The organism is Massilia sp. GCM10023247 (assembly GCF_042653325.1).
Lineage (GTDB): Bacteria > Pseudomonadota > Gammaproteobacteria > Burkholderiales > Burkholderiaceae_D > Telluria.
Map to the genome: position 1 here is coordinate 374,585 of NZ_JBHSIB010000011.1, position 22,894 is coordinate 397,478.

General features: G+C 67.2%; 18 protein-coding genes. 11 read left to right on the forward strand and 7 right to left on the reverse strand.

Going from position 1 to position 22,894, the window contains the following annotated elements; translation table 11 throughout:
* Positions 1 to 18: 18 nt before the first annotated feature.
* Positions 19 to 2,031 (forward strand): bifunctional 2',3'-cyclic-nucleotide 2'-phosphodiesterase/3'-nucleotidase, encoded by a 2,013-nt coding sequence (locus ACFPAH_RS12030; RefSeq protein WP_379745235.1) that lies wholly within the window; start codon positions 19 to 21, stop codon positions 2,029 to 2,031.
* Positions 2,032 to 2,084: 53 nt separating this feature from the next.
* On the forward strand, positions 2,085 to 2,462 hold the full coding sequence (locus tag ACFPAH_RS12035) for a tetratricopeptide repeat protein (protein WP_379745238.1): 378 nt from the start codon (positions 2,085 to 2,087) through the stop codon (positions 2,460 to 2,462).
* Positions 2,463 to 2,689: 227 nt separating this feature from the next.
* Here ACFPAH_RS12035 and ACFPAH_RS12040 read toward each other — a convergent pair whose 3' ends face one another.
* Positions 2,690 to 3,409, reverse strand: a complete 720-nt coding sequence (locus tag ACFPAH_RS12040) for a GAF domain-containing protein (protein ID WP_379745241.1) — start codon at positions 3,407 to 3,409, stop codon at positions 2,690 to 2,692.
* A gap of 233 nt (positions 3,410 to 3,642) precedes the next feature.
* Between ACFPAH_RS12040 and ACFPAH_RS12045 the strand changes: the two genes are divergently transcribed.
* A complete protein-coding gene (locus tag ACFPAH_RS12045) occupies positions 3,643 to 5,235 on the forward strand; it encodes a methyl-accepting chemotaxis protein (protein WP_379745244.1) in 1,593 nt (530 codons plus the stop codon).
* Positions 5,236 to 5,238: 3 nt separating this feature from the next.
* Here ACFPAH_RS12045 and ACFPAH_RS12050 read toward each other — a convergent pair whose 3' ends face one another.
* The 4 genes from ACFPAH_RS12050 to ACFPAH_RS12065 form a co-directional block, all read right to left on the reverse strand.
* Positions 5,239 to 6,855, reverse strand: a complete 1,617-nt coding sequence (locus tag ACFPAH_RS12050) for a methyl-accepting chemotaxis protein (protein WP_379745247.1) — start codon at positions 6,853 to 6,855, stop codon at positions 5,239 to 5,241.
* 205 nt (positions 6,856 to 7,060) lie between these two features.
* Positions 7,061 to 7,381: a DUF2288 domain-containing protein gene (locus ACFPAH_RS12055; RefSeq protein WP_379745250.1), complete on the reverse strand. Its 321-nt coding sequence runs from the start codon at positions 7,379 to 7,381 to the stop codon at positions 7,061 to 7,063.
* Between the two features lie 42 nt (positions 7,382 to 7,423).
* Positions 7,424 to 8,107: an RES family NAD+ phosphorylase gene (locus tag ACFPAH_RS12060; protein WP_379745253.1), complete on the reverse strand. Its 684-nt coding sequence runs from the start codon at positions 8,105 to 8,107 to the stop codon at positions 7,424 to 7,426.
* A gap of 2 nt (positions 8,108 to 8,109) precedes the next feature.
* Positions 8,110 to 8,556, reverse strand: coding sequence for an antitoxin Xre/MbcA/ParS toxin-binding domain-containing protein (locus ACFPAH_RS12065; RefSeq protein ID WP_379745256.1), 447 nt, complete (start codon positions 8,554 to 8,556; stop codon positions 8,110 to 8,112).
* Between the two features lie 121 nt (positions 8,557 to 8,677).
* Between ACFPAH_RS12065 and ACFPAH_RS12070 the strand changes: the two genes are divergently transcribed.
* A complete protein-coding gene (locus tag ACFPAH_RS12070) occupies positions 8,678 to 9,136 on the forward strand; it encodes a YybH family protein (protein ID WP_379745259.1) in 459 nt (152 codons plus the stop codon).
* 44 nt (positions 9,137 to 9,180) lie between these two features.
* Here ACFPAH_RS12070 and recJ read toward each other — a convergent pair whose 3' ends face one another.
* Entirely contained in the window at positions 9,181 to 10,875 is a 1,695-nt protein-coding gene (recJ, locus tag ACFPAH_RS12075) for a single-stranded-DNA-specific exonuclease RecJ (protein WP_379745997.1), read from the reverse strand.
* A gap of 16 nt (positions 10,876 to 10,891) precedes the next feature.
* On the reverse strand, positions 10,892 to 11,920 hold the full coding sequence (locus ACFPAH_RS12080) for a hypothetical protein (RefSeq protein ID WP_379745262.1): 1,029 nt from the start codon (positions 11,918 to 11,920) through the stop codon (positions 10,892 to 10,894).
* A gap of 228 nt (positions 11,921 to 12,148) precedes the next feature.
* Here ACFPAH_RS12080 and ACFPAH_RS12085 point away from each other — a divergent pair, with 228 nt between their 5' ends.
* From ACFPAH_RS12085 to ACFPAH_RS12115, 7 genes are all read left to right on the forward strand, one after another.
* On the forward strand, positions 12,149 to 13,441 hold the full coding sequence (locus tag ACFPAH_RS12085; protein ID WP_379745265.1) for a lipoprotein-releasing ABC transporter permease subunit: 1,293 nt from the start codon (positions 12,149 to 12,151) through the stop codon (positions 13,439 to 13,441).
* A 7-nt stretch (positions 13,442 to 13,448) separates the two neighbouring features.
* The gene (locus ACFPAH_RS12090) at positions 13,449 to 14,723 is read left to right on the forward strand and encodes a lipoprotein-releasing ABC transporter permease subunit (protein WP_379745268.1); all 1,275 of its coding nucleotides are present in this window, start codon (positions 13,449 to 13,451) and stop codon (positions 14,721 to 14,723) included.
* Positions 14,716 to 15,438 carry a lipoprotein-releasing ABC transporter ATP-binding protein LolD gene (gene lolD, locus ACFPAH_RS12095; RefSeq protein WP_379745271.1) on the forward strand — a complete coding sequence of 241 codons (723 nt, stop codon included), beginning with the start codon at positions 14,716 to 14,718 and terminating at the stop codon, positions 15,436 to 15,438. Before ACFPAH_RS12090 ends, lolD begins: the two co-directional genes overlap by 8 nt.
* A gap of 4 nt (positions 15,439 to 15,442) precedes the next feature.
* Positions 15,443 to 16,243: a TatD family hydrolase gene (locus ACFPAH_RS12100; RefSeq protein ID WP_379745274.1), complete on the forward strand. Its 801-nt coding sequence runs from the start codon at positions 15,443 to 15,445 to the stop codon at positions 16,241 to 16,243.
* 209 nt (positions 16,244 to 16,452) lie between these two features.
* Positions 16,453 to 19,239 carry a type VI secretion system Vgr family protein gene (locus ACFPAH_RS12105; protein ID WP_379745277.1) on the forward strand — a complete coding sequence of 929 codons (2,787 nt, stop codon included), beginning with the start codon at positions 16,453 to 16,455 and terminating at the stop codon, positions 19,237 to 19,239.
* A 25-nt stretch (positions 19,240 to 19,264) separates the two neighbouring features.
* Positions 19,265 to 21,004, forward strand: coding sequence for an esterase/lipase family protein (locus tag ACFPAH_RS12110; protein ID WP_379745280.1), 1,740 nt, complete (start codon positions 19,265 to 19,267; stop codon positions 21,002 to 21,004).
* Positions 21,001 to 22,734 carry a T6SS immunity protein Tli4 family protein gene (locus ACFPAH_RS12115; RefSeq protein WP_379745283.1) on the forward strand — a complete coding sequence of 578 codons (1,734 nt, stop codon included), beginning with the start codon at positions 21,001 to 21,003 and terminating at the stop codon, positions 22,732 to 22,734. Before ACFPAH_RS12110 ends, ACFPAH_RS12115 begins: the two co-directional genes overlap by 4 nt.
* The last annotated feature ends 160 nt before the right edge of the window (positions 22,735 to 22,894 follow it).

A 22,894-nucleotide genomic window follows, 5' to 3' on the forward strand; every position in this document is an offset into this window, starting at 1 on the left:
CCCATTGCCTCCGTCCCCATGCGCCCCTTTTTCTCTTACCAGATCGGCATCGTCCTGCTGCCGGCCGTCCTTGCCGCCCCCGTCCTTGCCGCCCAGCCCGCGCCCAAGGGCGCGACCGCCGTGCTGGCCGTGCTGGAAACCACCGACCTGCATTCGAACGTGGTCGGCTACGATTATTTCAAGCTGGCCGCCGAGCCTTCGATCGGCCTCGACCGCACCGCCAGCCTGATCGCCCAGGCGCGCGCCGAGTACGCCAACACGGTGCTCTTCGATAACGGCGACACCATCCAGGGCAATGCGCTGGCCGACTACCAGGCGCTGGTGAAACCGCTGCGCTGCGACCAGACGCTGGGCATCTATAAAGTGATGAACGCGCTGAAATACGACGGCTCCTCGATCGGCAACCACGAGTTCAACTACGGCCTGGCCTACCTGAGCCAGGTGACCGGCAAGCGCCTGCAGGTGGCCGGCGTCGACCAGCCGAAGGCCTGCGCCGGCCCCGCCTTCCCGCAGGTGCTGGCGAATGTCTACAGCGTCAAGACGAAACAGCCCCTGTTCGAGCCGTACCGGATCATCGAGAAGCGCGTAAAGGCGCACGATGCAAAGGGGCGTCCGATCAGCGCATTGGTGAAAGTCGGGATCATCGGTTTCACGCCGCCGGCCATCATGTCCTGGGACAAGCGTCACCTCGAAGGCAAGGTCTACACGACGGGCGTGGTCGAAGCGGCGCGCAAGTACGTGCCCGAGATGCGGCGCAAGGGCGCCGACATCGTGGTGGCGATCTCGCACGGCGGCCTGGACGCCAGCCCCTACACGGCGCAGATGGAAAACGCGAACTGGTACCTGGCGCAGGTGCCGGGCGTCGATGCGATGCTGCTCGGGCATTCGCACCAGCTGTTCCCGAACGCGGCCAGCAGCGCGCCCCAGTTCCAGCTGCCCGGGGTCGACAAGGCCAGGGGCCTGGTGCATGGCGTGCCGACCGTGATGGCCAACCTGTGGGGCAAGCACCTGGGCGTGATCGCGCTGCACCTGCGCGCCGACGGGCGCGGCTGGGTTATCGAGAAGGACAAGACGCTGGTCGAGGCGCGCAGCGCGCAACGCGCCGACAAGCGTTTCGTCGCCGCCGACCCGAAGGTGCTGGAACTGGTCAGGCAGGAGCACGAAGCGACCATCGATTATGTCAAGACGCCGGTCGGCAGCACCGACTTCCGCATGACGACCTATTTTGCCGACGTCGGCGACACCTCGGCCATCGCGGTCGTCAACGCGGCGCAGGAAGCCTACGTGAAAAAGTATGTGCAGGCGAACCTGCCGCAGTACGCGAAGCTGCCGGTGCTGTCGGTGTCGGCGCCGTTCAAGAGCGGCTCGGCCGGCGCCTTCGATTTCACCGACGTGCGCGCCGGGAACCTGGCACTGAACAATGCGGCCGACCTCTACCTGTATCCGAATGCGCTGTATGCGGTGAAGGTCGACGGCGCCGGCCTCAAGGACTGGCTGGAGACGGCGGCGCGGCGCTTCAACACGATCGACCCGTCGAACCCGCAGCCGCAGGAACTGGTCGACCCGACCTTCCCGAGCTATAACTTCGACACGCTCACCTCGAGCGAGATCAGCTACGAGATCGACCTCACCCGTCCGCCGGGGCAGCGCATCGACAAGCTGGCGCTGCGCGGCGTGCCGGTGACGCCCGAGCAGGAATTCATCGTCGCCACGAATAACTACCGTGCCAGCGGCGGCGGCAACTTCCCGGGACTGGACGGCAGCAAGACCGTGCTTGCCTCGCCCGACACCAGCCGCGACGTGCTGATCGGGTACATCCGCGACGTGAAGAAGCTGACCCGCGCCGAGCACGGCGCGGCGCGCAGCTGGCGTTTCAAGCGCGTGGCGACGAGCGGCCCGGTGGTCTTCCATTCGGCGCCCGGCATGCTCGGCCTGGCCCGCGAGGCGGGGCTGGACAACGTGAGCCTGCTGCGCGCCGACGACGGCCGCGGCAAGGGTTTTGCGCTGTACGCGGTCGACCTGTCGAAATGAGGCGCGCGGCGTCTTTGGGGGCCTTGCTGGCGGCGCTGTGCGCAGGACGTGCCGTGGCCTGGTCCGAAGCCCCGGACGTGCCGGCGGCGCAGGCGCAGGCAGGCGGCGCCGAAGCGGCCTGGCGCCTCGCACTGAAGTATCGGAACGGGACGGGCGTGGAACAGGATGCGGTGCGCGCCGGGCAACTGATGACGCTGGCCGCGCAGGGCCAGGTGCCGGCGGCGATGTTTACGTTGTCGAACATGCTGGCCGCGGGCGAGGGGATGACGGCGGACGCCGCCGCCGCGCGCCGCTGGCTGGCGGATGCCGCGGCGCTCGGCCATCCGGCCGCTTTGCAGCAACTGGCATTGACTGAGCCCGATCCGCGCAAGGCGGAGCTGCTGATGCGGCAGGCGGCGCATGCCTTGCAGCATAGGGGGCCCGGGCAATAAGGCGAGATCAGGCACGTAGGGTGGACGGCTCCACTCGGGAGTGCGCGCATACTCGCCCTCCGCGCCGCCCACGCGTTCAACAATCGCGCGAAATTTCGCGACAGATCACCTGTCGCTCGAACGCGTGGGCGGCGCCACTGTCGCAGGCTGCACATTCGCTTGGGCGGAGCCGTCCACCCTACGGGTCTGTGCGCCGTTCCCGGCAAGCTTGTCGCCGCTGCCCGGGATTAATTGCGTTCCGGCGGCGTCCCGATCTCGTCGGCGGCAATCGCCGCCAGGTCGACCAGCGCTTGCAGCTCGGCCGCGCGCAGCTTGCGCGGCTCGCGGTCGATCACGCACAGGGTGCCCATCGCCATGCCGGAGCGGTCGCGCAGCGGCACGCCGGCATAGAAACGGATGTGCGGGTCGGCCAGCACCAGCGGGTTGCCGGAAAAGCGGGCGTCGGCCATCGCGTCTTCGACCACGAAGGGCGCGTCTTTCAGGATCGCGTGCGAGCAGAATGCCCATTCGCGCGGCGTCTGCTGGGGCGCCAGGCCGATGCGCGCCTTGAACCACTGGCGCTTCGAGGTCAGCAGCGAAATGAGGGCGATCGGCGAATCGGTCACCATCGAGGCCAGGCGCACGATGCGGTCGAAGCGTTCTTCCGCAGGGGTGTCGACCAGGTTCGAGGCCGCCAGGGCCGCCAGGCGCTGGGCCTCGTCGGCGATCTGCGGGAACGAGGCGTCCGGCAGCGGCAGGAATTCTGGATCGGTCGGCGTCGGCAGCACGCGCCGCTCTTCGCCGGCCGACTGGCCGCTGACCTTGTTCATGAGGGCGCGGATGTGGCTCTGGCGCGTGCGGCGGTGGCCGCCCGGCGTTTTCCACGATTCGATCGCGCCGCTTTCCATCCAGAGCTGGACCGTGCTGGTCGCCACGCCAAGCATGCGCGCGGCCTCGCTCGTGGTCAAAATTGGGTCTTCTTCTGTGAAATTGCTGTTCATCAATATTCCCACTGTTTATGGAAGTATAGCCGATTTGATGAATGTAACTAAGCTTCGTTGCGAATCGGCCAGAAATGATGACGAAAGCGATAAAAGACTCAAAGAAATGTTGCATCTAAGCAATAAGTGGGGCAGAATGCGAGCCATTTCGTCAATGTGGTCGCAGAGTCTTGTCGCCGCGATCCCCATCAGGAGAAACAATGAAGTTAACCCAGTCCAGCCTCGCGGCCCGGCTCGCCACCGCGTTTGCGCTTGTCCTGCTTGTCACACTGACCCTGGCCGTGTTCGCGGTCACGCGCGTCAACAGCATCGAGGCCACGCTGGACAATGCCGAATCGTTCCGCAGCACGCAACTCGAGCCGCTCTACCAGGCGCGCGAGGCGCTGGCCCAGACCGGCATCGCCGCCCGCAACGCGTATATCTTCGACGATGCGCAAGCGGCTGCCCGTGAGCTCGACCTCGTCGACGCTAACAAGGCCGCCTATCTCGCCGCGCTGGCCCGGCTCGACCCGCTCCTGAAGGGCAACCCCGGCTACGACAAGGTGCGCGCGTCGATGCTGCGCATGGCCACCGAGCTGGAGCGTCCGCGCCGCTTCCACGCCGCCCAGGACAAGGCGGCGTTCGCGGCCTTCCTGGTCGACGAGTGCAGCCCGCTGCGGCGCCAGATCGTGGCCGACATCGACGTCCTGCTCACCGAGCTGCAGGCCCGCACCACGCGCGCGGCCGCCGACGCCGCCGCCGAGGCATCCGGGGCGCGCTACTGGATCATGGCCCTGAGCCTGCTGGCTGCCGTGCTGTGCGCCGCGATCGGACTGGCGATGTCGCGCAGCCTGGTGGGCCAGCTCGGCGGCGAGCCTGCCTACGCCACCGACGTGGCGCGCGCCATCGCCCAGGGCCAGTTGCAGCACCCGGTCGACACCGGCCGCGCCCGTCCGGCCAGCCTGCTGTATGCGATGAGCGCCATGCGCGACAGCTTATCAAGCATCGTGGCGCGCGTGCGCGGCGGCACCGAGGCGATCGCCTCGGCCTCGGCCCAGATCGCCTCGGGCAACCTCGACCTGTCGAACCGCACCGAAACCCAGGCGGCCGCGCTGGCGCAGATCGCCGGCTCCATGAAGCAGCTGATCGGCTCGGTGCGCCAGAATGCCGAGTACGCGGCCCAGGCCAGCCTGCTGGCCGACGAGGCGTCCCGGGTGTCGCTGCAGGGCGGCGCGGCGGTCGAGGGCGTGGTCGCGACCATGAACCTGATCCAGGATTCGTCGCGCAAGATCGAGGAGATCATCGCCGTCATTGACGGCATCGCCTTCCAGACCAATATCCTGGCCCTGAATGCCGCGGTCGAGGCGGCGCGGGCCGGCGAGCAGGGCCGCGGTTTCGCCGTGGTGGCCGGCGAGGTGCGCAGCCTGGCGCACCGCTCGGCGGCGGCGGCCAGGGAGATCAAGGCGCTGATCGAGGATTCCGTGGCCAAGGTCGGCACCGGCACGGCGATGGTCGGCGAGGCCGGCGACACCATGCGCAAGGTGGTCGAGGGCGTGCAGCGGGTCAGCAGCATCATGGGCCAGATCTCGAGCGCCACCCGGGTCCAGCGCGCGGACATCGAGCAGGTCGACGGCGCCATCGTGCGCCTGGACGAGATGACGCTGCAAAACGCGGCGCTGGTCGAGGAAGCGTCGGCGGCCGCCCAGTCGCTGCGCGAGCAGGCCGACGAGCTGGCGGGGGTCGTGAATACCTTCCAGCTCGAGGAAATGCCGGGCCGCGGCCGGCGCGCGGCTCCGGCCCGGCTCCCAGCCTGATCCTTAGTTTCCGGCCAGCGCCAGGCGCGCGCCGGCTGCCTGGGCGTGTGCCGCCTGCGGGGCACGCTGCGTGCCGGGCGCGTCGTCGAGTTTGAACGTGCTGACCACGTCGGCCAGGCGCGCCGCCTGTTCCTGCATCGATTCGGCCGCCGCCGCCGCTTCCTCGACCAGCGCCGCGTTCTGCTGGGTGACGCGGTCCATGTCGACGATGGCGGCGTTGACCTGCTCGATGCCGGCGCTCTGTTCCTCGCTGGCGTCGGCGATGTCGGCCATGATCGCGGTGACGTGCTCGATGCTGCGCACGATCTCGCCCATGGTGGTGCCGGCGCGGTCGACCTGCCTGGCGCCGGCGGCCACCGTGTTCACCGAATCGTCGATCAGCGCCTTGATTTCCTTGGCCGCGGCCGCCGAACGCTGGGCCAGGTTGCGCACCTCGCCGGCAACGACCGCGAAGCCACGGCCCTGCTCGCCGGCACGCGCCGCTTCCACCGCGGCGTTCAGGGCCAGGATATTGGTCTGGAAGGCGATGCCGTCGATGACGCCGATGATGTCGACGATCTTGCGCGAAGAATCGTTGATCGAGCCCATCGTGGCGACGACTTCGGCCACCACCGCGCCGCCTTCGCCCGCGATGGCCGCGGCCTGGCGCGCCAGCGTGTTGGCCTGGCGCGCATTGTCGGCGTTCTGGCGCACGGTCGAGGTCAGTTCTTCCATCGAGGAGGCGGTTTCCTCGAGCGAGCCGGCCTGCTGCTCGGTGCGGCTCGACAGGTCGGCGTTGCCGCTGGCGATCTCGTTGGCGGCAAGGCCGATCGCGCCGGTGCTGCTGCGCACGTGGCCGACGATCCCGGCCAGCGCCGCCGTCATGCCGGCCAGCGCGCGCAGCAGGTCGCCCGTTTCGTCGCGCGGCTCGTTGCGGGCGCGGCTGGTCAGGTCGCCGCGCGCCACGCGCTGGGCGAAGCCGACGGCATGGCGCAGCGGCACCGTGATCGAACGCGTGATGGCCCAGGCGCAGGCGGCGCCCAGCAGCAGGGCGGCCAGGCCGAGGCCGGCCAGCAAGGCGCGGGTGTTTTCGTAGGAGGCGAGGATGCCGGCGGCGACGCTATCGGCGGATTGGATCTGAAGCGCGGCCAGCTTGTTCATTTCGCGCAGGAACACGGTGCTGGCCGGGACCAGTTGCTCCTTGTACACCTTGGCGGCCAGGACGGCGTCGCCGTCGGCCTTGGCCTTGAACAGGGCGGTCCTGGCGTCGAGATAGGGCACGCGGCTCGCCTTGACGATCCGGAACTGCTCCAGCACTGCCGGGTCGCGCAGCGACGCTTCGATGGTGTTCTGGAGTTCGGTCGAACGGGCCGACACCGATTTCATGTGCGCTTCGACGGCCTGGGTGATCGCGGGGTCGTTCGAGACGTAAACGGTCTGGAGCATGGCGCTGTTGAGTTCAATGAACTTCCCCCATTCGGCAACGTTACGCTGGTTCTGGATGCTGGTGTCGACTAGGCGAGCGGTCAAGTCGCCGGCGGCCTGCATGCGCGCCAGCGCAACCAGGGTCACGGCCAGCAGCAGGGCGAGCACGACGGCGAATCCGATGCCGAGCCGGGCACCGATCTTGAGGTTCTTCACGTGGGTTTCCTTCGGGGAGGCGCGGCTGGTGCACGCCGGTGACTGGGTGGTATGCCTGGGGATGTATGTCGCAGGGAACGATGGCAGGAGTATACCAGCCGGTGCCTTGCTAAAAGATGCTTTGAGGCAAATCTGCAACATGTGCGCTTGCCCGTCGCGCAAGGATGCGGGGGCCGGCCGCGGGCGGCGCCGCGGCCGGGTTGCTTCAGTGGAGCTGTTTTTTCTCCGGCTGCACCAGGATGAAGGGATGCACCACCGAGGCCCACAGCGCGATGTCGCCGGCGGCCCAGGTCTGGGCCTGCAGGTCCGACACCTTGGCGACCTTACCGTCACGCATCCAGCGCGTGATGCTCTCCTTGTCGTCGTGGGAGACGCGCATCGCGACGTCGATCAGGTCGAGCTCTTCGCTGACATAAATCACGTTGCCCTGTGCGAAGTGGCGCTCCAGCTCGTCCCAGCGGATGCGGCCGGTTTCGCGGTTGATCTTGTCGTGCAGCTCGGTATCGTTTTCGGGATTGGTTTTCATGCGTGCTCGTGATGCGTGGTCGGGATTCGTGGTCGTGATACGTCAAATGGGCTCGACCGTCGGGATCGGCGTACCCGCCCATGTTAACCGATAGGCCGCTCCCTTGCGCACGTTACCCACCAGGGCGGGGCGGAAGCAGGCCAGGTTGGTGCCCTCGGGACGCCGTACGCTGGGGTAGATGATGCCGGTCGAGCCGGCCTCGAGCAAGGTGGCCGCCAGCTCCTGCGAGGCGACGTAGCTGCGCGGATCGAGGCATTTGGCGAAGCTGCGCACGCCGCGGATGTCGTGGAACGGGGCGTTGAAGTCGGCCAGCAGGGCCTGGTAAGTGACGCTATCGTCGAAGCGATTGATTTCCTGGTACTCGACCGCCTTGTGGAAGCAGACCTCGGCCAGCGCCGTCTCGGCCTCGAAGGCGCAATACCAGGCGCCGCGCTCGCCGTCGTTGAAACGGCTGCCTTCCGGGCGCGCATAAGTGAATGCGGCATTAATGACGCGAAATTGCGGGACGCCGAAGACGAGTTCGTGGACGCCGATGCCGGGCAGCAGGTCGGCTTCGCGGCGCAGGCGCTCGTTGGTCGCGTTGTCGAGTTCGAACAGGTCGTTCAGGGTGGCGTCGTCGTCCGCCAGGGGGGCCAGCACCGAATCGGCGAGGTCGGCAAAGCGCGAAGGGATCAGGCGCCAGGTGTCGAACTGGCGCAGGCTGGTGAGTTTGGGAACGACCGGCAAGATCACAGGCCTCCGCGGCGCGCGTCGAGCAGCTTGCGCACCGTCTGCATGGCCAGCAGGCCGCCGCCCAGCATCACGGCGAGCGGGGTGCGCCCGCCGAAAATCACGTTGCTGTTGGGCAGCGACACCCACTCGTCGGCCAGCTTGTCGCCGTACAGGATGTGCAGGGCCTTGTAGATGCCGATCAGGTAGGAAATGCGGGTGATGCGGTCGACCTCGAGCAGCCGGTCCGGGTTCTTTTTCCAGTCGTAGTAGCTGGAGGCCGACAGCCCGCCGAGCAGCTCGCGCGCATCGTCGTCGCGCAGCTGCCAGGCGGCAGCCAGCTTGAAGAAGCCGGTCAGGGCCGATTTCGAGAGGCGCTCGCGCTCGGCCCGCGAATGCAGGTCGACCAGCACGGCCGGTTCGTAACGGCTGCTCGGATAGGAATAGGCAAAGTGGGCAGGGCTCATTGTTTCCTCCGATTCTGGAGGATTTATACTCCGTTTTAGGACCTGATGCAACGGATAGTTGTCAATCGGGCGCACGCGTGCCAGAATCGCTGCCGAATTGCTAAAAAGAAAAGGTTATTCCATGCGTTGGCGCTCGGCAGGTCTTCTTCTGGTAGTGGCGATGGTCGCCGGTGCGGCGGCGCTCGTGCTCGCGCGCGGCTCGCGCGTGGAACCCGGCGAATTGCGCCAGCAGGTGGTCGACGCCGAGCGCGCTTTTGCCGCAACGATGGCGCGGCGCGACTTCGACGCCTTCACCGCTTTCCTGTCGCGCGAGGCCGTGTTCATGGGCGCCGGCGGCGCGCAGCGCGGCAAGGACGCCGTGGCGCAGGCCTGGCGGCCGTACTTCGACAAGCCGCAGGCGCCGTTTGCGTGGGAGCCGGACGAGGTCGAAGTGCTGGCCTCGGGCACGCTGGCCTTCAGCAGCGGGCCGGTGAAGGACGCGGCCGGCAAGCAGGTCGGACGTTTCCATTCCGTGTGGCGGCTGGAAGGGCCGGGGACCTGGCGGGTGGTGTTCGACAAGGGCTGCGACTGCGGTCCGTAACGCGTGGACGTGTCATGGATGCCCCCGGCATCCATGACTCCACCCTACGCCGGTTCCGCGTGCTCCACCAGTAACTGCACCTTGGTCACCCCGTTGTACTCGTTCGCATCGAGCCGGAACGCGACCCGTGCCCGGTCGCCGAGGCCGTCGGTGCGGCCGAACCAGATGGCGTCGTAGCGGCGCCCGTTCTTCTCGAGCAGCAGCTTGAGGTGTTTTTCCTTCAGGATGCGCTGGCTCAGCACGCGGAATTCGTCGCAGAACACGGGTGGCGCGAAACCCTGGCCCCAGACCTGGCCGTCCATCAGTTCGATGAAGCTGGTGCAGTAGAACTCGTCCTCGAGCGGCCCGTCGGTTTCGACCACGCGTTCCAGCTGTGCCTGGGTCAGCCAGGCGCGGCCGACGGCCTCGAAGGCCTGCTGGAAGGACTCGAAAGCGTCGAGCCTGATGGTCAGGCCGGCCGCCATCGCGTGGCCGCCGAACTTGTCGATCAGGCCCGGCACCCGCTTCGAGACCAGGTCGAGCGCGTCGCGCATGTGAAAGCCGGGAATTGAGCGCCCCGAGCCCTTGATCAGGCCTGGGCCGCCCGGCGCGAAGGTGATCGTCGGCCGGAAGAATTTTTCCTTCAGGCGCGAGGCGACGATGCCGATCACGCCCTGGTGCCAGCCTTCGTCGAAGACGGCGATGGTGCTGCTGTTGGTAGGTTGAAAAGCATCGAGGTGCAGCAGCGCCGTGTCCTGCATCTCGGCCTCGATCTCGCGGCGCTTGAGGTTGATCTCGTTGAGCTGCTGGGCGATCGCCCAGGCGCGGCCTTCGTCGTCGGTGGTCAGGCACTCGATCCCGAGCGACATGTCTTCCAGCCGGCCGGCCGCGTTCAGGCGCGGGCCGACGGCAAAGCCGAGGTCGAAGGGCGAGGCGCAGCGCGCTTCGCGCCCGGCGACCCGGAACAGCGCGGCCACGCCCGCGTGCATGCGTCCGGCGCGCATGCGCTTGATGCCTTGCGCGACCAGGATCCGGTTGTTGGCGTCGAGTTTCACGACGTCGGCCACCGTGCCCAGGGCAACCAGGTCGAGCAGGTTGTCGAGCTTGGGTTGCGTCGCGGCGTCGAACACGCCGCGCCGGCGCAGTTCGGCGCGCAGGGCCAGCAACACATAGAACACGACGCCGACACCGGCCAGGTGCTTGCTCGGGAAGCCGCATTCGGGCTGGTTCGGGTTGACGATCACGCGCGCCGGCGGCAGCGCGTCGCCCGGCAGGTGGTGGTCGGTGACGACGACTTCGATGCCGCGCCGGTTCGCTTCCAGCACGCCCTCGATGCTGGCGATGCCGTTGTCGACCGTGATGATGACGTCGGGCGACTTTTCGCGCGCGGTCAGCTCGACGATTTCGGGCGTCAGGCCATAGCCGTATTCGAAACGGTTGGGCACGATGTAGTCGACCTTCGCGCCCATCGCGCGCAGGCCGCGCAAGGCGACGGCGCAGGCGGTCGCGCCGTCGCAATCGTAGTCGGCGACGATCGTCATGTTCTTGCCGGCCGCGATCGCGTCGGCCAGGAACACGGCGGCGGCGTCGATGTGGCGCAGGCCGGACGGCGGCACCAGGGCGGCCAGCTCGCTCGACAGTTCGCGCGGGTCGGACAGGCCGCGCGCGGCATAGATGCGGGCGAGGACGGGGTGCACGCCGCCCTGGCGCAGCATTTCGGACTGGCGGAACGGGCAGGGGCGGGTGGTGATGCGCGTAATCAAAGCACGGGTCTCTTCAAAGCAGTCGGTCCAGGGTCGGGCGGCGCCAGAACTTGCGTTGCGCCATGGCGTTGGTGGTGCAGGCGGCATGGGCGTCGCGGTGGCTCAGCACCAGGCTGACGCTGCGCACGCGGCCGCTGTTTTTCGTCAGTGCATGCAAGATGGGTGCGAACAGCGCAGCTTCAAGCTGTGCCATCTGCGCGATCCAGCCGCCCCAGTCGGCGCTGATGGCGGGCGCGGCGGCGCTGCCGCAGACCAGGATCGTGTCCTGCGCCAGGCCTTCGACAAACGCCGGCAAGTCGCGCGGATGCTCGTCGGCCAGGGCCTCGACCCAGGGCGCCGCGTCGAAGGCGGCCAGCCGGGGCTCGCGCTCGCGCACGCGGATCGCGTCCGCCGCTCCCCACAGCCAGAAGGCATTCACCGGCGGCAGCCGGCGCGCCTCGCGCGCCGCGTTCACCGGGTGCGTATGCCACAGGATCTGCACCTCGTTCTGGAGGCGCCGGAACGCGGCGGCCTTGCTGCCTGCCGGCATCCAGTCGGTCAGGTCCATGCCGACTGCGGCGTCCGGGGTGGCCGTGTCCAGGCCGGCCCAGTCGTCGGCCCGCATGTACCAGGTCTGGGCGTCGCCCCACGCCAGGGCGTGGCCGGCTTCCTCGAAATACGGCTGGGCCGCGTCGAACAGGGCGCGGCTGTCGGCCTCGCTCAACTGCAGGTGGCGCAGGTCGGCCATCAACAGGTGGGTGCGCGCGATTTCGACGTGGGCCGGGTTGACGATGAACCAGATGCCCTCGGCCGGCGCGATGCCGCGCCCGCGCATGGCAGCGGCCGCCAGCGCGGGGCGGCCGCCGTCCGCCAGCCCGAGCGCCCCGGCCAGCCACTGCTCGTGCGGCAGCGCGCGCACGGCGTCGTTGACGGCGATCCGCTCATAGCTGCTGGTGCGCGAGAGCAGGGCGGCCAGCGCCGGCGCCTCGAGCGCGCGCACGAGGTCGGGGGCAAATTCGGGGACGGGAAGGGCGAAGGGCAGGACGAGCGTGATGTGGGCCATACCGTAATTTTAGTCCATCCGGGCCGCAAGCGATGGGCCGGCGTCCGGCGCGCGACCTCCCGCGCCGCGCAGGCGTGCCGCGCGCGCCACAGCATGCCCGTGGGACGCCCGTGCAAGCTTACCGTCGAGTTGGCGTCGCGCGTGCGGCCGAGGTGTTAGAATTTTGGAAATCCGCATCGTGGCCCTCGCTCGCCTGGCCGCGGCGTCATCGTTTGCAACCGGAGTTTCATGAGTATCGTCCACAATTTGCCGTTCGAATGGCTGGTCGGCCTGCGCTATACGCGCGCCGGCAAGCGTAGCGGACGCAACCGTTTTATTTCCTTCATCTCGCTCATTTCCGTGGCCGGCATCGCGCTCGGCGTGGCGGCCCTGATCGTCGTGCTGTCGGTAATGAACGGCTTCCAGAAGGAAGTCACCGACCGCATGCTGTCGGTGCTGGCCCACGTCGAGATCTTCGACGTGCGCGGCGCCATGCCCGACTGGCGCGCCGTCGAGCGCGAGGCTGCGCGCAACCCCGAGGTGGTTGCCGCCGCGCCCTTCGTCGAGGCCCAGGGCATGCTGCTGCGCGACGGCGTCATGAAGCCGGTGCTGATGCGCGGCGTGCTGCCGGGCGCCGAGGCGAAGGTGTCGGACGTGGCGGGCCAGATGAAACAGGGCAGCCTCGATTCGCTCACGCCCGGTTCGATGAACGTGGTGCTGGGCAGCGCCCTGGCCGCCGCGCTCGACGTCAAGGTCGGCGACCGCCTGGCGATGCTGATGGCGGCCAGCGATCCGCAGGCCACCCCGGGGGCTTCTGGCGAAGCTTCGGCCAACGCGATGCCGCGCACCCTGTCCTTCGTGGTGTCGGGCATCTTCGAGGCCGGCCATTACGAATTCGATTCCGCCCTCGTGTTTGCCAACATCGACGACGCCGCCCAGGCGGCCCGGGTGGCCGGCCCGATCGGCGTGCGCCTGCGCCTGCGCGACCTGCACCAGGCGCCCCGCGTCGCCTCCGAGCTGCGCCGCAGCATGCCCGAGGAGCTGGTGCTGCGCGACTGGTCGCAGGTGAACACCATCTGGTTCGCCGCCGTGCAGTCGCAAAAGCGCATGATGTTCATCATCCTGACCCTGATCATCGCGGTGGCCGCCTTCAACCTGGTCTCGACCCTGGTGATGACGGTCAAGGACAAGCAGGCCGACATCGCGATCCTGCGCACGCTGGGCGCGTCGCCGCGCTCGATCATGAAGATCTTCATGGTGCAGGGGACGCTGGTCGGCGTGCTGGGCGCGGCCCTCGGCGTGGCGCTGGGCGTGACGGTCGCGCTCAACGTCGACGTGATCGTCCCCTTCATCGAGCGCGTGCTCGGCGTGCAGTTCCTGTCGAAGGAGGTCTACCTGATCAGCGAGATGCCGTCCGAGCTGCGCTGGCCCGACGTCGGCACCATCGGCGGCGTCGCCGTGCTGCTGGCTTTCGTGGCCACCATCTACCCGAGCTGGGCGGCCGCGCGCGTGAAGCCGGCCGAAGCCCTCCGTTACGAATGAAGACACCATGAGCATCATCCACAATTTGCCCTTCGAATGGCTGGTCGGCCTGCGCTACACCCGCGCCGGCAAGGGCACGGGCCGCAGCGGCTTCATCTCCTTCATTTCGCTCATCTCGGTGGCCGGGATCGGCCTTGGCGTGGCCGCGCTGATCATCGTGCTGTCGGTGATGAACGGCTTCCAGAAGCAGGTCACCGACCGCATGCTGTCGGTGCTGGCCCATATCGAGGTGTTCGACGCGCGCGGCGACATGCCGCAGTGGCGCGAGGCCGAGCGGGAAGCGCTGCGCAACCCGAAGGTGCTGGCCGCCGCGCCGTTCGTGGAGTCGCAGGGGCTGCTGCAAAAGAACGGCGCCATGCGCCCGGTGACCATCCGCGGCGTGCTCCCGAGCGCCGAGCGCAAGGTCTCGGAAATCGCCAACACCATGCGCCAGGGCAGTCTCGATTCGCTCACGCCCGGCAGCTTCAACATCGTGCTCGGCTACGCGCTGGCGGCCGGCCTGAACGTGCAGGTCGGCGACAAGGTCACCATGCTGCTGGCCCAGGCCCAGACCACCCCGGCCGGCATGCTGCCGCGCATGCGCTCGTTCACCGTGTCGGGCATCTTCGAATCCGGCCACATGGAGTTCGACAGCGGCATGGCCTTCATCGGCATCGAGGATGCGCAGAAGATGGAGCGCCTGTCGGCGCCGGCCGGCCTGCGCCTGAAGGTGGCCGACATGCATGCCGCGCCCCAGGTGGCGGCCGAGCTGGAAAAATCGATGTCGGGCGCGCCGGGCCAATTGGTGATGCGCGACTGGTCGAAACTGAACGCCGTCTGGTTCGGCGCCGTACAGACCGAAAAGAAGATGATGTTCATCATCCTGACCCTGATCGTCACGGTGGCCGCCTTCAACCTCGTCTCGACGCTGGTGATGACGGTGACCGACAAGCAGCCCGACATCGCCATCCTGCGCACGCTCGGCGCCTCCCCAAGCTCGATCATGAAGATCTTCATGGTCCAGGGCGCGGTGGCCGGCCTGCTCGGCACGGCGCTGGGGGTGGGCGGCGGCGTGCTGGTCGCGCTGAACATCGATGTCATCGTTCCATTCATTGAACATTTGTTGGGAGTGCAGTTCTTGTCCAAGGATATTTACCAATTCAGCGCCGTGCCCTCGGATTTGCGCTGGCCGGACGTCTTCAAAATCGGCGGCGTGGCGGTCGTGCTGGCCTTCGTCGCCACGCTCTATCCAAGCTGGTCCGCCTCGCGCGTGAAATCTGCGGAGGCGCTGCGCTATGAGTGAAGCATTGAAAACTGTCGCGGCGGCGGCAACCGACACCCCGGTGCTGGCCTGCCGCGGCCTGGGCAAGACCTTCAAGCAGGGCGATTACCAGGTGCAGGTGCTGGAACAGGTCGACTTCGCGATCCGGCGCGGCGAGCGCGTGGCCATCGTCGGCGCCTCCGGCTCCGGCAAATCGACGCTGCTGCACCTGCTCGGCGGCCTGGATACGCCGAGCACCGGTTCGGTGACCCTGCTCGGGGAGGACTTCGCGGCCCTGTCCGAGACCCGCCGCGGCGACCTGCGCAATTCCTCGCTCGGCTTCGTCTACCAGTTCCACCACCTGCTGCCCGAATTCTCGGCACTCGACAACGTGGCGATGCCCTTGAAGATCCGCCGCGAAAAGCATGCGGAGGCGGTGCGCAAGGCCCAGGCCATCCTCGAACGGGTGGGCCTGGGCAAGCGCGTGATCCACCGCCCGGGCGAGCTGTCGGGCGGCGAACGCCAGCGGGTGGCGCTGGCGCGCGCCCTGGTGACGGAGCCGGCCTGCGTGCTGGCCGACGAGCCGACCGGTAACCTCGACCACACGACCGCGCTCGTCATTTTCGACCTGATGCTGGAACTGTCGCGCACCCTCGGCACCGCTTTTGTGATCGTCACCCACGACATGGAACTGGCCCGGCGCTGCGACCGCGCGCTGCGCCTGACCGAGCACGGCCTGCAACCGATGGAAGCCTAGCGCCATGTGGATCGACACCCACTGCCACCTGGACGCCCACGAGTTCGGCGCGCAAGCGCGCGAGGTCGCGGCGCGCGCCGGGCAGGCCGGGGTGTCGATGATCGTGATCCCGGCCGTCGAGCGCGGCAACTTCGGGGCGGTCGCCGACCTCGCCCACGCCGCGCCCAACGCCTGCTATGCGCTGGGCATCCATCCGATCTGCGTGCCGCAGGCCAGCGACGACGACCTGGCCGCGCTGCGCGCCCAGGCGGAAGCCGCGATGGGCGACCCGCGGTTCGTGGCCATCGGCGAGATCGGCCTCGACTTCTTCATCCCGATGCTGTGCGAGCCGGCCATGCGCGAGAAGCAGGAGCGCTTCTTCCGGGAGCAGCTGCGCATCGCGCGCGACTTCGGGCTGCCGGTGCTGACCCACGTGCGCCGCTCGCAGGACCAGGTGCTGAAGCACCTGCGCCAGGTGACCCCGCCGGGCGGCATCGCGCATGCCTTCAACGGCAGCGAGCAGCAGGCAACTGCCTTCATCAAGCTCGGCATGCACCTCGGCTTCGGCGGCGCCATGACCTTTACCCGCGCGCTCCAGATCCGGCGCCTGGCGACAGGGCTGCCGCTGGACCGGATCGTGCTCGAGACCGACGCGCCGGATATTGCCCCTGCCTGGGTCCACCCGGGCCGCAACAGCCCGGAACAGCTGCCGGCGATCGGCGCGGCGCTGGCCGGACTGCGCGGCCTCGATGCCGGGCAGGTGCGCGAGGCTGCCTGGCGCAGTTCGATCGCGGCGATACCGCGGCTGGCTGCGCTGCTGGCCTGATTCCCCGTTCCGTTTGGTGAGGCAGGAGCGCCCGGGTTTGCCGGTGTCGCGGTCGCGCCACGTGTGCGCGCTTCACCTGTGCATGCGTACAGGCGAGTGGGCGATGCCGTTTTAAGTTCAGCTCGTTTCGCCCTGGACACTGTGAGTCAGCGCAATCTGGAATTGTCGGGTTCATGCGACCATGGCTTTTTCGGCCTGGGAGACGGTAAGTGGATAGCGCGAGCGAGTTCCTCCGCGTGCTGCGGCACGAGCAGTCACTGAGCACCGCGCACCGGGTCCTGCGCCTGCGTTTGCACCATGCCGAGGGCATGTTCGACGACCTGCTGCTGCCGCAGCGCCTGAGCGGCAGCGAGTCGGTCTGCGGCGGGATCGAATACCGCGTCTCCTGCGTGGCCAGCGACCCGGCCCTGCCGCTCAAGGAACTCATCGCGCTGCCGGCCGAAGTGCAGGTCGTGCTCGACCGCGGCGGCTTGCGCAGCATCTGCGGCATCGTCACCGAAGCGCGCTCCGGCGACAGCGACGGCGGCCTCGCGACCTACCAGCTGGTGCTGCGTGACGCGCTGTCGATCATGGAAAAGCGCGTCAACAGCCGCATCTTCCGCCAGCTGAACGAACTCGATATCGTGCAGGTCCTGTTCGACGAGTGGCGCCATGCGAACACGGTGCTGGCCGGCGCCTTCGAATACGAACTCGATCCGCTGCTCGACGCCGAGCGCTACCCGCGCCGCGAGCAGACCATGCAGTACAACGAGTCGGACGCCGCCTTCGTACGCCGCCTGCTGCGCCGGCGCGGCATTTCGTGGACCGTCCGCGCCGGCCGCAGCCGCACCAGCAGCGTCGACGCCGCGCACGACCGCGTCCCGGCGCACACGCTGGTGCTGTTCGCCGACGCCGCCAACCTGCCCGAAAACACGGCCGGCACCGTGCGCTACCACCGCGACGACGCCACCGAGCAGCGCGACACCATCACCTCCTGGGGCGGCGCGCGCAGCCTGCAGCCGGGCAGCACCACGCGCCACAGCTGGGACTACAAGAATCCGGGCGGCGCCCACTTCATGGCCGCCAGCGCGCGCACCGGGAGCGACCAGGGCGGCTGGGGCAGCGGCTTTGCCGCCAGCCTGGACGACTACCTGGTCGAGGCGCCGCACGCCGGCAACGACTTCGAGGACCACTGGCGCCTTGGCCAGTTGCGCATGCAGCGCCACGAACTGGAAGCGAAGTGCTTCCACGGCGAAGGCAGCGTGCGCGACTTTTGCGCCGGGCAGTATTTCACCCTGGCCGGCCACCCGGAAATCGACGCCCATCCGCCGGCCGAGCGCCAGTTCGTCATCACCGAGCTGCATGCGAGCGTGACCAACAACCTGCCGGGCGACCTGTCGGCGCGCATCGAACGCCTGCTCGCGCGCAGCCGCTGGGACCACGGCGGGCAGCAGGGCGCCGCCGGACTCGGCGCCGCCCGCGTCCACGTCCGTTTCACGGCGGTGCGGCGCGGCGTTACCTTCGTGCCGGCTTACGACCCGCGCGTCGACCTGCCGCATCCGCAACTGCAAAGCGCGCTCGTGGTCGGGCCCGAAAACGAGGAAGTGCACTGCGACGCCCTGGGCCGCGTGAAGATCCGTTTTCCCGGCATGCGCCCGAGCGACCACGGCCACGCCAACGGCGCCGGGGTCTCGGGCGCGCCGGCCGATTCGGCCTGGGTGCGCGTCGCCTCGAACTGGGCCGGCAACGGCCCGGGCAGCCAGCGCCAGTGCGGCGCCCTCGGCCTGCCGCGCGTGGGCACCGAGGTGCTGGTCGCCTTCCTCGGCGGCGACCCGGACCGTCCGATCGTGCTGTCGCAGCTGTTCAACAGCCGCGCCGTGCCGCCGGCGCTGAGCGCGGACGGCGAATTGCCGGGCAACCGCTACCTGTCGGGCCTGCGCAGCCGCGAGATCGGCGGCCAGCGCGGCAGCCAGCTGCGCTTCGACGACACCCGCGGCGAGATCAGCGCGCAACTGGCGAGCGACCACGGCGCCTCGCAACTGAACCTGGGCTGGCTGACCCGCCCGCGCGCCAACGGCGCCGCCGCGCCGCGCGGCGAGGGCGCGGAACTGCGCAGCGAGCGCGCCGTCGCCATCCGCGGCCGCGAAGGCGTGCTGGTCTCCGCGGAAGCTTCGCCGGCAGCCGAGGGCACGCAACTGGCGCGCGAGGGCTTGAGCGGCCTGGCCGCGCTGATGCAGAGCGTTGCCGACGAGATGGCCAGGCTGGCGGCGGAGCATGCCGGCGACGAGGCGAGCAACGGGCGCCTGGCCGAACTGGTCGACAAGCTCAAGGCCTGGGATGCGGGCAGCAACGTGGCCGCAAGCAGCGGCGGCGGCGGCGCGCCGATGGTCGCCGTCACCGCGCCGGCCGGCATCGTGCTGGCCAGCCAGGACAACGTGGCGCTCGGCTCCGAAAAAAAGGTGGACGTGGTCAGCGGCGGCGACGCCGAAGTCGCCGCCGGGCGCAACGTCTTCGTGCGCGCGGCGCGCGCGATCAGCGTCTTCGCGCAGGCCCTGGGCATCAAGCTCGTGGCCGGGCGCGGCGACGTGGCGGTCGAGGCCCACCAGGGGCGGATCGCGCTCAAGTCATCCGGCCGGATCAGCCTGATCTCGTCGGAAGCGATCCACATCGAGGCGCCGCTGGTGCGCATCGTCTCGAAGGGCGCGCAGACCGAATGGGCCGACGGCACCATCACCCAGCAGAGCGCCGACAAGCAATTCGTCAAGGCCAGCAAGGTGGTGCACTCCGGCGCCGGCGGCGGCACCCCGGCCCCCCTCGATTTCGCCAGCTCCAGGATCCGCACCGACGAACGCCTGGTGCTGCGCCACCTGCAGACGCGCGAACCGATTCCCAACCAGCGCTACATCGCGCATCTGGAGGATGGCAGCACCGTCGACGGGGTCAGCGATACGGACGGGCGCACCTCGCTCCTGCACAGCGCCACGCTGGGGCCGGTGCGCTTCGAGCTGCTTCCTTGATTGCCGGTAGACGGGCAGCGACGTCATGAGCGAGAAGACCAGGCCGCTGGCGCCTCCCAAGCCGTTGCCGAACGGCGGGTGGGAGGTTGATTCGCTCATGTCTTCGACGGAGTACACCCTGCGTGGCTTGGCTCTCCTGCCGCCCAATAATATTGTTCCGGTTATCGTTGTCCCTGGAATCATGGGAACGAATCTCAGGGCGAAAAGAAAACAACGGCGGGACGGGCAAGGCGAGGAAACGAATAAGCGGGCCCAGCCCGGCGAGCCAGTCTGGCGCCCGCCGAACGGCAAGGTCGAAGGGCTGCGAGCAGCCACGAAATGGGACGGCTATACGTCAACGGATCGGCAATTGCTCTTGGACGCTCCGACTTTGGAGGTTGACGGTAGTGGTCCTGTCGTGCTGCCGAATTCGGATAACGAATATGTTCTGAAAGAAGACGATGTGCGCCGGCGCGGTTGGGGCGAAGTTCACGCTGAATCCTACGGACCTCTCCTTTACGCGCTGCAAACGTGTCTGAACCAGACGTTTGGATTTGATTATCAGAAAAAAAAGCCTTTCGTTAAAAAGCATTGGCAGGATGTGATCGCCTGTGACCCAAAAAAGTGGGGGCTCCGCGACTGTGCGCCGCTAACGGAAAATGAGCTTAGAAAACACGCTAATTACTACTTTCCCGTGTATGCGGTGGGATATTGCTGGCTCCACGACTGTGAAAGGTCGTCGGAGGTGTTGGAAAAGCGCATCCAGGCAATTCTCGAATCGTGGAGGAAGACGAAACGGCGCTGCGACAAAGTTATTCTTGTTACGCACTCCATGGGAGGGTTGGTGGCGAGAGCCTGCGCCAAGCGTATTCCCGACCAAATTGCAGGAGTAATTCACGCCGTAATGCCCGCCCTGGGAGCACCTGCTGCTTACCGTCGAATCGCCTGTGGAACTGAAGCGTCGAGTCCCGGGAACGGCGCTATTGCGAATTTTGAAGCGTCCAGAGTCGCAATGATCCTGGGACAAACAACCGACAAAACAACTCCTGTGCTAGCGACGTCGCCTGGGGCGCTGGAGCTGCTGCCAAACCACCTTTACCCCCAGCCCTGGCTACATGTCCGGGTAATCAAGTCGTCTGGCCCGCCTCGAGCGGCAGGCTATGCCGCAAGGGATGATGTGGTTCGGTTCAAGGAAACCTCTGCCGACTATCTGCACCTACCCAACGCGCGCTCGCCAAATCCATACGAGCTATATCGAGACCTCAAGTCTTGGTACCGGCTTATCAATCCATTACTTGCCGACCCTGCTGGAAGGTTTGCGAAAAAGCCCGGTGGTGTAGAGCTCGAAATCAGATCAGCAATTGCGACTGCCGAAACATTTCACCGCACGTTGGGAAATTATTATCACCCCAACACTTACGCATTTTATGGTGACGATCCAAATGAACTGTCATACGGACAAGTCCGGTGGGTCGCACGGCAAGGCCCGGGCTCAGCTTGCGCGTTGACCACCGCCAACCTCGCGGCTGCAACCTTTCTTAGCCATACGGCCAGTGGTCAGCGGCGAGTTCTTGTCGAAGGCAAAGCTGAGCTGCATTTCGATCCGGAGGGACAGGATGTCGGTGGAGACGGGACCGTTCCCCGTCTGTCGGGCGCCGGGGTGGCTAGCCACGTGAAGCAGGTGTTCGCGACGCGGGGCTATGACCATCAGGGATCGTATAAGAATGAAGACATGCTGAAGCTGACGCTTCACTTGGTCGTGAAGATCGTCCAGGAGATGTCGTGAAGCGCTGGACCCAGAATAGGCCGGCAAAAGTGCTGGTCGCGATCGTTATCGCAGGTTTGGCGACCGCTTGGGCCGTGGGCAAGGTCCTGAATAAACACGAAATGACGCGTGTGGATAAACACGAGGTGGCGCGGATGACAGAAAAAATGAAAACAGTGTGCGTCGGGAGGTTCCTTGTCGATCTGCCGGAGGAAACCCGCATTGAGCTCACCGATCCCCGTATTGATGGATTCGAAGTTTCGGCGTTCCCCGAAACCCCAGCTGAGTTTCAAGCACGTCTTGCGGAGCGTGAAGCGCAAATCAAAGCCAAGCCGGATCGGCTGGGCGGAAATCGGAACCTCGAACTGACCAAGGATGTCAAGGCTCAAAGTGGCATCGCCGGCAAGCTTTTCGTGCACAGCCGGAAAGTGACTGAAGGTACTGCAGCGAACGGGTTGGAGGTGGAGCGCTACCGCTACGAGGGCGTTGCTGTCGAGGCCTTAGTAAATGGTAATGGTGTCAGCATCGATCTGGCGTCAGACTTCTACTTCCCGGATCGGGTCGAGAACCTTCTAAAGCTTGCCGTTAAGCTCGTGCCCAATCCGGGCAATAAAGTCCCTGCCAGTCCTGGTTTTTGTTTCGACAACGCGTATTTTCGTGACCCGCTCACCGCTGAACAAGGCGAACAGATCACGATGTTCGCCCGTCTGCCAAGTCACCCTGACATCCGCTTCGTACTCATTCTGGCCGCCGGCATTAAGCCCGATAAGGAAGGTCTTCTTGAGCGCGGCGCTGCGTCCGAAGAACGGCTGTCGCTGCCTGAGAGGACGCGCCTCTCCAGGCTGCGTGCAGCGCCTCGCACGATTGGCGGCCTCCCTGGAGAGGAGCTGATCAGACGGGTTAACGAGGAGAACGACTCAGTCGTCTACAGCTTCTGGTGGGAGGTGGCTGGAACAACCGACAACGTTTTTGTACCGCATCTCGTTTTTCAGATGGATACCGGAGAGGGTGACCATGGACCAGTGCCTTCGTCATTATCGCAAGACGCTGCCATGGCGCTTTGGGACAGGATTTCGTCCAGTATCCGCGTGCGTCCTACAGAGCCACCTAAACATGCCGTTGCTGAACCGCCCAACACGCTCCTGGGCAGCTACGCCTGGGCCGGCGACCGCTGCCCCGAAAGCGGCTGGTGGCAATGCAGTGACGGCGGCAAGGGTATTGGCGTCCTGGGCGGCCAGCGCCAGTACATCAGGAAGGGCGAGCGCATGCCGCAGGCCTTGCTGCTGCCCCCGCAAAGCTTGTGGGAAAAGCTGAGGGGCGTGCAGCCGAGCTACGAATCCAAGACCCAAACCTCGTGGAAACTGGTCGACAAGCGCAGCCGCGAACGGGTGCCGTCGCCCGTGCCGCTAGCGCAGGCAACGCCGGTAGCAGCAGCCACCGTCACTTCCGCCGGTTCCGGCCCATCCACGATGGAACAACAAGGCGTAGCGGTCGGCAGCTTCGCAGCTACCGGGGTTCCATGCCCGGCCAGCGGCTGGTGGCTGTGCGAAGACCCGCGCGCGCTCGACGGGACGCGCTGGTTCGCCCAGGGCAGCCTGTTGCCGCCGGCAACGTTTGCCCTCCCGCCCGGTGGCTTCAGCCGCTCGGCGAACTCGGCCAAGTCGATCGAGCGTCGTGGCGCGTGGCGCCTCGTGCGGCTGGCAAGTGCACCGCAGCAGTCCGGCAGCGACAGCGACGGAGACCCGGCATGACGCGTCCGGAAATGGCGAAAGCGCTGGTTGGGATGCTGATCGGGGACTTGGTTGCCGCCGGGGCTATCGGCGAAGTCCTCTCTCGCGGCGCCGCCTCAAACGGAGTCCGGCATCCCCCGCCGACGCCGCCAGCGCGCGCAGCCTGAAGTCACCGCCACCG

Coding starts and splice junctions, on each gene's coding strand:
- ACFPAH_RS12065 (WP_379745256.1), bottom strand. CDS start 8,556: ATGAGCCCTGCCCACTTTGCCTATTCCTATCCGAGCAGCCGTTACGAA.
- ACFPAH_RS12030 (WP_379745235.1), top strand. CDS start 19: ATGCGCCCCTTTTTCTCTTACCAGATCGGCATCGTCCTGCTGCCGGCC.
- ACFPAH_RS12080 (WP_379745262.1), bottom strand. CDS start 11,920: ATGGCCCACATCACGCTCGTCCTGCCCTTCGCCCTTCCCGTCCCCGAA.
- ACFPAH_RS12110 (WP_379745280.1), top strand. CDS start 19,265: ATGAGCGAGAAGACCAGGCCGCTGGCGCCTCCCAAGCCGTTGCCGAAC.
- ACFPAH_RS12085 (WP_379745265.1), top strand. CDS start 12,149: ATGAGTATCGTCCACAATTTGCCGTTCGAATGGCTGGTCGGCCTGCGC.
- ACFPAH_RS12045 (WP_379745244.1), top strand. CDS start 3,643: ATGAAGTTAACCCAGTCCAGCCTCGCGGCCCGGCTCGCCACCGCGTTT.
- ACFPAH_RS12100 (WP_379745274.1), top strand. CDS start 15,443: ATGTGGATCGACACCCACTGCCACCTGGACGCCCACGAGTTCGGCGCG.
- lolD (WP_379745271.1), top strand. CDS start 14,716: ATGAGTGAAGCATTGAAAACTGTCGCGGCGGCGGCAACCGACACCCCG.
- ACFPAH_RS12070 (WP_379745259.1), top strand. CDS start 8,678: ATGCGTTGGCGCTCGGCAGGTCTTCTTCTGGTAGTGGCGATGGTCGCC.
- ACFPAH_RS12090 (WP_379745268.1), top strand. CDS start 13,449: ATGAGCATCATCCACAATTTGCCCTTCGAATGGCTGGTCGGCCTGCGC.
- ACFPAH_RS12055 (WP_379745250.1), bottom strand. CDS start 7,381: ATGAAAACCAATCCCGAAAACGATACCGAGCTGCACGACAAGATCAAC.